The following is a 12,162-nucleotide window of genomic DNA, read 5'->3' as shown; positions in this document are numbered from 1 at the left end:
ACTCCAGACGCCTACAGGCCGCGGCCGATCCAGGCCGTGTCCGGCTGCTCGACGACCTCGACCTCGTTGACCAGCTCGACCAGCTCGTCGGACCAGGAGCCGGCCGTCGCCGAGATCCACAGGCCGCCGTCCTGGACCGCCACGGTGTTGCCGTTGCGCACGCCCTGCTTGCCGCGCACGGTCAGCGGTTCGTTCGGCGCGGGCAGCTCCGGCTTGTCCGTCGCCACCTGCACGGACACCGAGTTCCTGCCCAGCGACGAGTGCCACCTGTCCGGCGCGGTGCCGCGCACGACCTCGGCGTACCTGCCGTCGAGCTTGAACGGCGGCGCGTGCGTGATCTTGGCGTCGGCCCGCACCGACTCGGCCACGCGCAGGGCGATCTCCCGCGCGTCGCCCACCCCGGTCACGGACACGTCCAGGACGTCCTGCGCCTGCCAGACGACGGTGGCGGCGTCACCCCTGACCTGCACCCTGGCCTCCAGGCCGCGAACACGGGTCAGGTCCCACCCGCGGACGTCCGGCATCTCGCCGTGCACCCTGAGCACGAGGCCCGGGTTGCCGTAGGGCGCGGCGCCCGCGGGCCCCCACACCCTGGTGGGCCCCGCGTTCGTGGCGCGGAGGCTCTCGACGAACCCGGCCGGCAGCCAGTGCGGTGCGTACTTGAACGGAACGTCCTTGCCGGCGTCCTGCGCGAGCGCCGCGGCGGCGTCGTTCGGGTTCGGCGGGGTGTACCGCTCGCTCGCGACGAGTCCCGTGAAGATCAGGACGGCGACGGCGGCGACTCCGGCGGTGGCGATGAGGAAGACGTTGCGCTGCCTTTTGCGCTTGCGGCGCAGCGCGTTCAACGTCGGTCCGGGGTGCGGGGTGCGTTCGGCGAGCTGGCCGAGCGCCTCCTTGATCAGCTGTTCGGTGTCGTTCACGACAGGCCCTCCCCGAGCCGCAACCCGACACCAGCGGGCTGCGGCGTGTGGTCCATCCGGAGTGTGGCCAGCGCACGTGAGATGTGGCTGCGCACGGTTCCCTCGGCACAACCGAGCATCTGTGCGATCTCCGAGTCCTCGTAGTTCTCGTAGTAGCGGAGCACCACGGCCGCCCGCTGTTTGCGGGGCAGCCTGGCGATCCGCTGCAACATGGCTTCCCGCTCGTCGTAGTGGTGCGTCGTGTCCCCGACCGGCGGTGTGACGGACTCCAGGGTGGTCGTGCAGAGGGCGACGTCCTTGGCGGCCCTGCGTCTGCGCCACGAGAGGTACTCGTTGGTCACCATGCGCTTGACGTAGGCGTGAGGGAGGTCGACTGAACCGATGCGGTCCCACTTCTGCTGCGCGCGCAGCAGGACTTCCTGGACCACGTCCTGGGCCAGGTGTGGGTCGCACGTGAGCACGGTGGCGTAGCGCAGCAACGGGGTCACCTGTTCTGCCACGAAGTCATCGAAACTCGGTGTCAATCCCGACCCCCTTCAAAACCGTCACACCACTCCAACGCACCCGCGGCCCGTTCTGTTGAGTGTGCACTGACGGCGGATCGGCGTGGGCTGGATCACGTGGGAAAATCACCGGTGTGGGCAGCAGCAGTGATGTTCCCGCGTTGCGGCGAGGGCTCGCGGTCCTGCGCCTGCTGGCCGGCCGTCCGGGCCCGGTCTCCGCGGCGTCGGTGGCGCGTGAGCTCAACCTGCCCAGGTCAACGACCTACCACCTGCTCTCGGAGCTGACCGAGGCCGGTTTCGCGACGCACTTCCCCGAGGAGAAGCGGTACGGCCTGGGCGTCGCGTCGTTCGAGCTCGGCTCCGCCTACCTGCGCCACGACCCGCTGGAACGGCTCGCGCGCCCGTTGCTGCGCAAGCTCGCCGACCGGATGGAGAAGGTCGCCCACCTGGGCGTCCTGCACGGCTCGGAGGCGCTGTACCTGGTCCGCGAACAGCCCCGGCAACCCCAGTCGATCGTCTCCGACGTCGGCGTCCGCCTGCCCGCCCACCTGACCGCCTCCGGCCGCGCGATGCTCGCCCACCTACCCCCGGCGCAGGTCAGGGCGGTGTTCCCCTCGGTGGCGGCGTTCGTCGACCGCACCGGCCGCGGCCCGCACAACCTCCCGGCGCTGCGGCGGCTGCTGACCGTCGAACGACGCCAGGGCTGGGCGGTCGAGGACGGGTTCGTGACGGCCGGCTTCGCCTCGGTGGCGGCCCCGGTGTTCGACCACGGCGAGCGCCCGATCGCGGCGATCACGCTGACGTTCCGCCACCTGTGCGACACGCCGTGCGGTCAGACGTGGCCGGACCTGGCGAAGGAGGTCCGCAAGGCCGCCGAGGAGCTGACGCTGCGGATCGGCGGTCACGCGGCGCACACGTGACAAGGGCGTCTGCAAGTACTACCAACACGCTGTTGGTAGTACTTGCAGACGCCCGAGAGGCAGAGCGTCAGAGGCCGACCGAGGCCAGCCAGTCCTTCGCGACCTTGTCCGGCTCCGGCTTGTCCGGTGCCGCCAGCTTGGCGTTCAGGTCGAGCAGCGTCTTCGTGTCGAGCTTCTTCGAGATGCCGTTGAGAATCCCGCGGACCTGCTCCGACGCCTTCTTCTCGTTGATCAGCGGCAGCACGTTCTGCGCCGCGAACACGCTCTTCGGGTCCTCCAGCGCCACGAACTCGTTGGCCGAGATGGCGGTGTCGGTGGTGAAGAGGTCGGCGGCCTGCACCGTGCCGTCCTTCAGGCCCGCGACGGTGACCGGGCCGCCGACGTCGAGCGCCTTGAAGGACTTGAACTCGCAGTTGTACTTCTCCTTCAGGCCGGGCAGGCCGTCGGGACGGGTCTGGAACTCCGGCGGGCCGCCGAAGACCATCTCCTTGCAGTACGGGACGAGGTCCTCGATCGACTTGAGGCTGTACTGGGCAGCGGTCTGCTTGGTGACGACGACCGCGTCCTTGTCCTCGGCCGCGGACTTGTCCAGCACGGTCAGGCCCTGCGGCAGCGACTTCTTCAGCGCCGTGTAGACCTCTTCCGCGGCCACCTCGGTCGCGTTCTTGTTGACGTGCTTGAGCAACACGCCGGTGTACTCGGGGATCAGGTCGATGGAACCGTCCTGGACGCCCTTGAAGTACAGCTCCCGGTTGCCGATGTTGAGCTTCTTGGAGACCTTGACGCCCTTGGCGGACAGGGCTTCCGCGTAGATCTCGGCGAGCAGGCGGGACTCCGGGAAGTTGCCGGAGCCCACGACGATCGTGTCCGTCGGGGCCGGGTTGTTGCCACCTCCGCCGGACAACGGGTCACCACCGCACGCCGACAGGAGCACGACCGCAGCAACAGCCGTGGCGATGCGCTTCATTTCTTTCCTCCGGTTCCCACTGGACGCAGCCCTGGCGAGACCGTCAGCCGTTGCAGGCCGGCGAACGCCAGGTCGACGAGGACGGCGAGCAGTGCGACGAGCACCGCGCCGGCGAGCATCTGACCGAATTCCTGGAGGGCGAGGCCGTCGAAGACGAACCTGCCCAGACCACCCGCGCCGGTGTAGGCGGCGATGGTGGCCGTGGCGACGACCTGGAGCGCGGCGCCCCGGAAACCGCCGTAGATCAGGGGAAGCGCGTTCGGGATCTCCACCTTCAGCAGCACGCCCGACTCGCGCATGCCGACACCGCGCGCGGCGTCGACGATCGCCGGGTCCACCGCGCGGATGCCCGCGTACGCGCCCGCCATGATCGGCGGGATCGCCAGCAGCACCAGCGCGACGTACACGGGGAAGTCGCCCAGCCCCGCCCACAGCACGACGAGGATCAGCACCGCCGTCGTCGGCAGCGCCCGCAGCGCGTTCGACAGCCCGACGACGACGAACCCGCCGCGGCCGGTGTGGCCGACGAACGCACCGAGCGGCACGGCGATCACGGCCGCGATCAGCAGCGTGAAGAACGTGAACCCGAGGTGTTCCAGCAGCCGCACCGGAATCCCGGTCTCACCGCTCCAGTGCGCGGGGTCGAAGAGCCAGCCCATCGCTCAGCTCACCTCCCCACCCGTGCCCACGGCGTGAGCAGCCGTCCGGCCAGCAGCAGCACCCCGTCCGCGAGCACCGCCAGCACCACCGTGCCGATGAGGCCCGCGACGACCTTCTCGGTGTGGTCGTTCTGGTAGCCCTCGGTGAAGAGCTGGCCGTACCCGCCGAGGCCGACGAGCGCGCCGACGCTGACCATGCTGATGTTCGACACCGTCGCGACCCGCAGGCCCGCCACCGTGACCGGCAGCGCCAGCGGGAACTCGACGGTGAGGAACCGGCGCAACGGCCGGTAGCCCATCGCGTTCGCCGCCGCCACCACGTTGCCGGGCACCGCGGCGAGCGCGTCGGCGACCGAGCGCACCATCAGCGCCACCGTGTAGACCACCAGCGGCACGATGACGTTGATCTCGTCGAGGATCTGCACGCCGAGCAGCACCGGCGTGATCACGATCAGCGCGATGGACGGGATCGTGAACAGGATGTTGGAGAGCGGGAACAGCACCGCGCGCGCCGGCTGCGACCGGCTGGCCCACCACCCGAGCGGGATCGAGAGCACGAACCCGATCACCACCGGCAGGAGGGCGAGCCGGACGTGAACCTCCGTGACTTCCCAGAACTTCTCCCAGTTCTCGAAAATCCAGTTCACTTGGGGACCTCACCCGCCGCGCGGGCCTTCGCGAGGGCCTTGATCACGTCGTCGGCCCGCACGACGCCGATCACCGCGCCGGAGCCGTCGACGGTGACGCCGAGCGCGGACGGCGAGCTGAGCGCCGCGTCGAGCGCGCCGCGCAACGAGCCGCCGTCGTAGAGGGACCCGCCGGAGACGAGGTGGTCCTCGCTGACCAGCACCTCACCGTCCACTCCGGACAGCCAGCCCTTCGGCCTGTTCTGTTCGTCGACGGCGAGCGTCCAGTCGGTGACGGTGACGCGTTCGCCGATCCTGGCGGTGGCGACGGGGTGCACGGGCACGTCCGCGTGCAGGAACGTCAGGGTGCGGTAGCCGCGGTCCCTGCCGACGAACGACGCCACGAAGTCGTTGGCGGGCGCGCTCAGCAGCTCGGCCGGCCGCGCGTACTGCGCCAGGTGGCCGCCGGTCTGGAACACGGCGACCCGTTCGCCGAGCTTGAGCGCCTCGTCGATGTCGTGGGTGACGAACACGATGGTCTTGTCGAGCTCGGCCTGCAACCGCAGCAGCTCGTTCTGCAGGTCCTCGCGCACGACCGGGTCGACGGCGCTGAACGGCTCGTCCATCAGCAGCACCGGCGGGTCGGCGGCGAGCGCGCGGGCGACGCCGACGCGCTGCTGCTGGCCGCCGGAGAGCTGCGCCGGGTACCGCTTGCCGAAGCTCGGGTCCAGCCCGACGATCTCCAGCAGCTCCGCGGCGCGCGTGCGGGCCTTGCGTCTGTCCCAACCGGACAGCAGCGGCACCGTGGCGACGTTGTCGAGGACGGTGCGGTGCGGGAACAGCCCGGCCTGCTGGATGACGTAGCCGATGCCGCGCCGCAACGTGGGCGGGTCGACCTCGAGCACGTCCTCGCCGTCGACCAGGATCGTGCCCGAGGTGGGGTCGATCATGCGGTTGACCATGCGCAGCGACGTCGTCTTGCCACATCCGGAAGGACCGACGAACACCGTGATGGTGCCCGCCTCGACCACGAGGTCGAGCTGATCGACAGCGATGGTCCCGTCCTCGAACCGCTTGGTGACGGCCCGGAACTCGATCACCCTTCGGATCCCTCCGGTCGTGACGGTCTCCCCGGTTCGGACCGCCCTGGATGCAGATCCCTGAGACCTTAACTCGTTCGGCGTACCCCGGCACAGCGTTCCAGAATGTGACAGCCCGTATGGTTTACCGCTTGTGACGATCGACCAGGTGCGCACGCTGCTGTCCGACCGCGGCGTGCACGCGCGCAAGCTCCGCGAGGTGTTGTCCCTGCTCAGCCAGGACTGGCACCCGCTGGCGGAGCTGGTGCGCCTGCCCGCTGTCCCCCGCCGCACGGTCCAGGACCTGCTGAAAGCCCTCGGCGACGACGCCGAATCTTCAGGTGATCGTTACCGCATCGCGCCGAAGCTGGTCCCCGCCTACCGCGAGGCGTTCGCCGTCGCCGGCGTGCGCGACCACACCGACGTGCTGCGCCAGATCCTCGTCGACATCGCCGACGTGCCACCGCCGTTGTCCTCGTTGGACCACGTGCAGGCCACCGCGGAGACCGCACTCCACCGCGCCGTGCACCTGAACTCGGTCTACGACCTCGCGGGCAAGCACCTGCTGTGCCTGGGCGACCACGACCTGACCTCGCTGGCGGTCGCCGCGGTGAACCCCGCGGTGTCCATCACCGTCGTGGACCTCGACGAGCGCCTGCTGGAGTTCATCGACTCGCGCGCCCGCGACCGCGGCCTCACCATCAGAACCTTGCACTGCGACATGCGTTTCGGCCTGCCCGCGTCCGTGCTGGAGTCGGCGGACCTCGTGTTCTCCGACCCGCCGTACACGCCGGAGGGCATGGCCCTGTTCGCCGGCCGCGCGGTGGAGGCCTTGTCCGACATCGCTTCGGGCCGCGTGCTGCTCGCCTACGGCTTCTCCGACCGCACCCCGGCACTGGGCCTGAAGGTGCAGCAGGAACTGCAGAAGCTCGGCCTCGTCTTCGAGGCGATCCTGCCCGCGTTCCACCGCTTCGACGGCGCCCAGGCCATCGGCTCGGCCGCCGACCTGTACGTCTGCCGCCCGACGGGCCGCCGCGCGGTGACCGGCGGCACCCGCATCTACACCCACGGCGCGCAGTCCGTGGAGTCCACCGGCCCGTCCCGCGAGGCCCTCGCCGCCCTGTCCGAACTGGCCCCCCGCCCCGAGTCCTCCCCACCCCCGAAGCCGCGCGCCGCCGGGTGGGCCGAACCGGTCGGCAAGGGCGCGGCGTCCCTGGCCGTCGACCTGTCCGCGGACCCAGGCCCGTGGCTGCTGCGGACCCTGCTGGCGTCCTCCCCCGCCCGCCTGGCCTGCCTGGTGCCGAACAACCACCCGGCCGTGTCGTCGGCGGCGGGCCAGCAGGAGCTGCAGTCGCTCGTGCGCACCCGCTTCACGCTCAAGTTCCTGCGCAACAAGCCGGACGGCAAGACCACGATCGTGGTCGCCGACCAGGTCCTGCACGGCTCGCTGTCCCTCGGCGACCGGGTCGTGCGCGAGGTGCTGATGAAGGCGCACGGCAAGTTGCGCAACGTCTGGCGCGAGGCGCTGATCACGGCCTCGCAGGGCCTGCTGACCAAGCGGCAGGCGGCCGAGATCGTCGACAACGCCGCGGCGGACTCGGAGGACCTGGAGCTGCGGTTGATCGACCTGCCGAAGCACCGGATCGCGGCGTTGCTGCCGGAGGTGTCGGCCAGCGCGCGGTACGTGGAGCGGCCGGAGGGCTAGTCACCGTGGCGCAGGAGGTCCCGGGTCAGCCGAGCGTCCTCGGCGTCGTCGCCCACGGCACGCCATGCGTGGTGCTCCGGTTCGTCCAACACGGAGGCCTGTGCGAAACGGCCGTTCGCCGGAGGCGGACCCAACTGCTCCAGCAGCACGTCGGCGTCGTCCACCAGCGAGGTGAGGAACGCCAGGTCCTCCAGATGCCGGGAGCCGAAGGCCGCAGCGGGCGACCGGTGCGCCTCGCCCGCGTAGGCGGCGACCTTGAGACAGAGGGCTCGGGCCAGGTCCGGAAGCACAACGGCGCCCGTCCGCCCTCGGTACTCGGCACGCACGGCGACACGGTTGCGCAGCGCGGCGAGGCCGCCGTACACCTCGATCGTCCGCCCCGGCGGCGTCGTGGTCAGGTCGGGTGGTGGCCGGACCCCGGCCGGCGCGAGGACGTCGACGCGTTCGTCGTTCGCACCGATGTACCTGTGCGTCGAGTCGTCCGGGCTCGCCGGATCGACCCGGTATCCCAGGCCTTGCAACACCTCGACGGCATCGCGCAGGCGTGACGGGACCAACTGCACGTCGAAGAGCACGTCCACGTCCCGGGTGACCCTGGCAGGTTGACGCCCCAGGACTGCACCGTGCAGGTAGACCATCACCCCGCCGATGATCACGTGGTCCGCCGGCAGCGCCTCGCTCAGATCGAGCAGGCTCGGCCACAGCGTCGAGTCGCCGAGTTCGGGCAGCACGGCCGTTCCCGCGACGTGCAGATCAGGCCAACGCGCGAAGATCATCGCGCAACGTTACCGAATGTGGGTGAGCAGCTCCTGAGCAGCTCCACGTGACCGTTCGTCGCCCAAGTCCAGCAAATCCGCCGCGGCAACGGCTTTCGGCACGTACGGCGCGCCGAACACCATCTCCTCGACAGACCGGGGCAGCCCTCCGGGAAGGACACGCACAGTCACATTCGGCTTCGGTGAATCCCAACTGCTGCTCCTCATGCGCGCGAGCGCGTCGAACGCCTCGACAGAGGTCAGCAGCTCCGCGCGCGGCTCGTCCGCCGAGACCAGTGCGGCCCCGTGGTGGTTCGCGGCTCGGACGCCGCCGATCGCGACGCCCGGCAACTCCTCGGCACGACGAAGAACGTTCGCCAGCATGCGCGCACAGCGGACGTCCGCACGCCTGGCCAGCAATCGGGGCCAGTCGCTCAGGGGTCGCTGCGCATAGCGCTTCACGCGAACCAGTTCCGAAGGGGACAGCCAGTCCACGTGCGCACCTGACGCGTGAGCGAGCACGGCCCAAGCGATCCGCGGCGACCACGGTTGTCCGCGCTGCGGCTTCTCGACGTGCAGCCGCCGGTGGACCGCGTCAGCGTCGACCAGCAGGTCGCGCCCGGGTTTGACGGCCTTCAGCCGTCCTGCTGCCACCAGGTCCCGGACCTGCGCAGCGGACACCCCGAGCCGTTGGGCCGCTTCGGCGACCGAAAGCCATCCGACCAAGCTCATCCGCTGTCCTCCGATTTACAGTATACCCCGCATTAGGTGGGGGTTACTGTAAAAACGCAGGTGAGGGAACTGCTCACCCCGCACGGGGGATGTGCAGGGGCCCGAGGGCCAGTATCGCCCTGAACTCCTTCGGCGGCACCGGCCGGGAGAACAGCCACCCCTGGTACGCGTCCACCCCGACCCCGCGCAGCACGTGGAACTGCGTCGCCGTCTCCACGCCCTCGGCCACGCACTTGCGCCCCATCGCCCGCGCCATGTCGACGACCGCGCGTGCGACGGCGAAGTCGGAGGAGTCGTTGCCCACGCCGGAGACGAAGCGGCGGTCCACCTTGATGATCTGGGCCGGCAGGTCCTTCAGGCGCGCCAGCGACGAGTAGCCGGTGCCGAAGTCGTCCACCGCGAACTGGACGCCGCGCTGCACCAGCTCGTCCATCGACTGGCGGACCCGCGAGGGCAGGTCGACCAGTGCGGTCTCGACCAGTTCCAGCACGACCCGGTCCCACGGCACGCCGGACTCGAGGATCGCGGTCGACACGATGTCGACGAACTCGGGGTCACCGGGCACCAGGCCGGCGAGGTTCACGGCCACCGACACCGGGCGGCCGTCGGGTGCGGGCCAGGTCGCGGCCTCCTTCAGCGCGGTGCGGAGCACCCAGCGGTCGAGCTCGCGCATCAGGTCGCCCTGTTCGGCGACCGGCAGGAACACGTCGGGTGGCAGCAGGCCGCGGTCGGGGTGCGGCCAGCGGACGAGGGCCTCGGCGGTCAGGACCGAGCCGTCGACGCCGACGACCGGCTGGTAGTGCAGTGCGAGGCCGTCGTGCTGCAGTGCCTCGCGCAGCTGGCCCTCCAGGTGCACCTGGCGGTCGGCGGAGGCGATCAGCGCGGCGGAGGCGAGGGACACGCGACCGGCGCCGTTGCGCTTGGCCTCGAACATCGCCGCGTCCGCGAAACGCAGCAGGTCCGCGCCGTTCGCGCGGGAACCGTTCGGCACCGCGGCGCCGATGGAGGCGGACACGCGGACGAGCTGGCCGTGCACGGGGACCGCGGTCCGCAACAGGGACGCCACGCGGGTCGCCAATGCGTCGACACCGCCCACGGCGTCGATGTCCTCACAGATGATCACGTACTCGTCGCCGGACAACCGCGCGGCCGTGCACCCGTCCGGAAGGCCGCCCTCCAGCCTGCGCGCCAAGGCGACCAGCAGCTCGTCGCCGGCGTCGTGGCCGAGGGAGTCGTTGACGCGCTTGAAGTTGTCGATGTCGCAGAAGAAGACGGCGACCTTCGACCGGCCGGGGCCGTCCAGGAGCCGGCCGAGGATCTCCTTCACCAGCGCGCGGTTCGGCAGGCCGGTCAGCTCGTCGTGGGTGGCCTGGTGGCGCAGGGCCTCGGCGGCGCGGCGGCGTTCGGTGATGTCGAGGAACACGATCAGCCAGAAGCGGCGGCCGTCGTCCTGCACGGACAACGCGATGTGCAGCTCGCAGTACACCTTCTCGCCGTCGGGGCGGACGAGGATGCGCTGCGGGATCTTCTGCGTGCGCTCGGCGGCCCACTGCAGGCCGGGCGAGGTGTCCTCGGGGTGCGTGAGCTGCTCCGCGGTCATGCCGCGCAGCTGTTCCAGCTCCATGCCGAGCAGGTCGCACAACGCGTCGTTGGCGTCCACGAGCCGTTCGCCCTCGTCGAACAGGCCGATGCCCACCGGCGTCACGGACACGAGGTCGGTGAAGCGCTGCGAGGAACGCTTCATGCGCGCCTCGGCGGCACGCTGCTCGGTGACGTCCTGGGCGGTGCCGACGGCGAGCTGCTGGCCGTGGTTGTCGCGGACGATCATGCCGTGGCAGCGGAAGACGCGGGTCTGGCCGTCGTGGCGCACGAGCCGGTGCTCGCACTGGACGGGCACCTCGTCGCGGGCGAGCTGGCGCCACAGGTCGTCGACCCAGCCGCGGTCCTCCGGGTGGATCAGGTCGAGGTAGGTCTCGTAGCGGCTGCTGGCGTCCTCCGGCAGGCCGTAGAGCTCGCGCAGCATGTCCGACCACACCGTCTCGTCGGTGGCCGGGTTCCACTCCCACGTGCCCAGCCGTGCCGCCTGCTGTGCATCGGCCAATCTTCGGCGGTCGTCGCGCAGCTGGCGTTCCAGCGCGCGGGCCTCGGTGACGTCCTGGATGGTGCCGTGGAAGCGCTCGATCCGGCCGAACGAGGAGATCTCCGCGCGGGCGCGGCAGATGTAGACGCGGTCGCCGGACTCGCTGCGGACCTCGACCTCCACCGGGTCGTTGTCCTGCGCGTGCAGCAGCCGGTGGCGCAGGTCGGTGACGGCCTGGCGGTCGTCCGGGTGCACGCCGCAGAGCAGGTCGTCGTCCGGTGTCATGCCCAGCTCGGCGTACATCTCCAGCAGCACCTCGCTGCGGTGCACGGCGCGGGTGCCGGTCTCGTAGGCCCAGCTGCCGATCCTGGCGATGCGCTGGGCCTCCAGCAGCCGTGCGCGTTCCTGGGCGAGATCGGTGGCCGCGCGCTTCGACTCGGTGATGTCGCGGATGTAGCCGGTGATCTTGTCGAGCCTGCCGTCGGTGAGCCGCGCCTCGGCCACGCCGCGGATCCACCTCAGCTGGCCGTCCGGGCGGACGATCCGGTACTCGATGTCTATCGGGTCGCCGGTGATCTCGCGGCCGTGCCAGTACGACTCGACCATGTCGTAGTCGTCGGGGTGCACGACGTCGAGCACGGCCTGCGCGCCGGGGACGACCTTGCCGCGGGTGATGCCGAGCAGCTCGTAGTGGGTGTCCGACCACACCGTCAGACCGGTCTCGGGGTCGTACTCCCACGAGCCGAGCTGGGCGACCCGCTGGACCTTGCGCAACCGCCGCTGTTCGTCACGCAGCGCGTCCGCCGCCGCGGAGAGGTCGGACACGTCGATCAGGAGGACGGCCTGCAGCCCGGTGCCGGGAACCGCGTGCCGGGCCACCCGCACGGGCAGCAGCGTGCCGTCCGCGCGGGACAGCCGGAGGTCGGAGGAGTTGCCCAGCAGCAGCTCGCCCAGCGGGTGCCCGACGAGGTCGTCGGCCCCCTGCGCGCCGGCCAGCCCGACGGCGGCCGGGTTCGCCCGCATGACGACGCCCTTGGTGTCGACCAGCAACGACGGCGCGTCGGGCAGGGTCAGCCCGTCCAGCGTCACCGGCGGCTTCTCCGCCTCCTGAGCAGCCGCCGATCTGGCACGGCCGTTCACCACCGTCGCGCGTCCCACCCACTTGGGCACCGGCCCACCCTCTCCCGCATTAGCCGCCCGCGGCAATTCGGGTGGG

At 70.7% G+C, this 12,162-nt stretch carries 11 protein-coding genes; 2 read left to right on the top strand and 9 right to left on the bottom strand.

What is annotated here, in order from left to right; all coding sequences use genetic code 11:
- Positions 1-11: 11 nt before the first annotated feature.
- The gene (locus ACZ7CF_RS19425; RefSeq protein WP_470370176.1) at positions 12-920 is read right to left on the bottom strand and encodes a hypothetical protein; all 909 of its coding nucleotides are present in this window, start codon (positions 918-920) and stop codon (positions 12-14) included.
- Positions 917-1,444, bottom strand: coding sequence for a SigE family RNA polymerase sigma factor (locus ACZ7CF_RS19420; RefSeq protein ID WP_360395183.1), 528 nt, complete (start codon positions 1,442-1,444; stop codon positions 917-919). The genes ACZ7CF_RS19425 and ACZ7CF_RS19420 overlap by 4 nt, the downstream gene beginning before the upstream one ends.
- A gap of 113 nt (positions 1,445-1,557) precedes the next feature.
- Here ACZ7CF_RS19420 and ACZ7CF_RS19415 point away from each other — a divergent pair, with 113 nt between their 5' ends.
- Positions 1,558-2,343: an IclR family transcriptional regulator gene (locus ACZ7CF_RS19415; RefSeq protein ID WP_360395180.1), complete on the top strand. Its 786-nt coding sequence runs from the start codon at positions 1,558-1,560 to the stop codon at positions 2,341-2,343.
- A 67-nt stretch (positions 2,344-2,410) separates the two neighbouring features.
- Here the strand turns inward: ACZ7CF_RS19415 and ACZ7CF_RS19410 are convergent, their stop codons facing one another.
- Genes ACZ7CF_RS19410 through ACZ7CF_RS19395 form a run of 4 tightly spaced genes read right to left on the bottom strand, consistent with a single transcriptional unit; the run spans position 2,411 to position 5,695 of the window.
- Positions 2,411-3,310, bottom strand: a complete 900-nt coding sequence (locus ACZ7CF_RS19410) for an ABC transporter substrate-binding protein (RefSeq protein WP_360395177.1) — start codon at positions 3,308-3,310, stop codon at positions 2,411-2,413.
- Complete coding sequence (locus ACZ7CF_RS19405; protein ID WP_360395174.1) at positions 3,307-3,969, bottom strand: ABC transporter permease; 663 nt, start codon at positions 3,967-3,969, stop codon at positions 3,307-3,309. Before ACZ7CF_RS19405 ends, ACZ7CF_RS19410 begins: the two co-directional genes overlap by 4 nt.
- A gap of 8 nt (positions 3,970-3,977) precedes the next feature.
- Entirely contained in the window at positions 3,978-4,616 is a 639-nt protein-coding gene (locus tag ACZ7CF_RS19400) for an ABC transporter permease (protein ID WP_360395171.1), read from the bottom strand.
- Positions 4,613-5,695 (bottom strand): ABC transporter ATP-binding protein, encoded by a 1,083-nt coding sequence (locus tag ACZ7CF_RS19395; RefSeq protein WP_360395169.1) that lies wholly within the window; start codon positions 5,693-5,695, stop codon positions 4,613-4,615. Before ACZ7CF_RS19395 ends, ACZ7CF_RS19400 begins: the two co-directional genes overlap by 4 nt.
- Before the next feature lie 133 nt (positions 5,696-5,828).
- On the opposite strand from ACZ7CF_RS19395, the gene ACZ7CF_RS19390 reads away from it, so the two are divergent.
- The gene (locus tag ACZ7CF_RS19390) at positions 5,829-7,379 is read left to right on the top strand and encodes a bis-aminopropyl spermidine synthase family protein (RefSeq protein ID WP_470370175.1); all 1,551 of its coding nucleotides are present in this window, start codon (positions 5,829-5,831) and stop codon (positions 7,377-7,379) included.
- Here the strand turns inward: ACZ7CF_RS19390 and ACZ7CF_RS19385 are convergent.
- The 3 genes from ACZ7CF_RS19385 to ACZ7CF_RS19375 form a co-directional block, all read right to left on the bottom strand.
- Positions 7,376-8,155, bottom strand: a complete 780-nt coding sequence (locus tag ACZ7CF_RS19385) for a hypothetical protein (protein ID WP_470370174.1) — start codon at positions 8,153-8,155, stop codon at positions 7,376-7,378. The genes ACZ7CF_RS19390 and ACZ7CF_RS19385 overlap by 4 nt on opposite strands.
- Positions 8,156-8,164: 9 nt before the next feature.
- Complete coding sequence (locus ACZ7CF_RS19380) at positions 8,165-8,866, bottom strand: helix-turn-helix domain-containing protein (protein WP_470370173.1); 702 nt, start codon at positions 8,864-8,866, stop codon at positions 8,165-8,167.
- A gap of 73 nt (positions 8,867-8,939) precedes the next feature.
- Entirely contained in the window at positions 8,940-12,116 is a 3,177-nt protein-coding gene (locus tag ACZ7CF_RS19375) for a bifunctional diguanylate cyclase/phosphodiesterase (protein WP_360395158.1), read from the bottom strand.
- Between the last annotated feature and the right edge of the window lie 46 nt (positions 12,117-12,162).

Source organism: Lentzea sp. NPDC036955, from assembly GCF_055608005.1.
The sequence above is the reverse complement of the archived record's forward strand: the minus strand, read 5'-3'. Positions and strand labels throughout refer to the sequence as shown.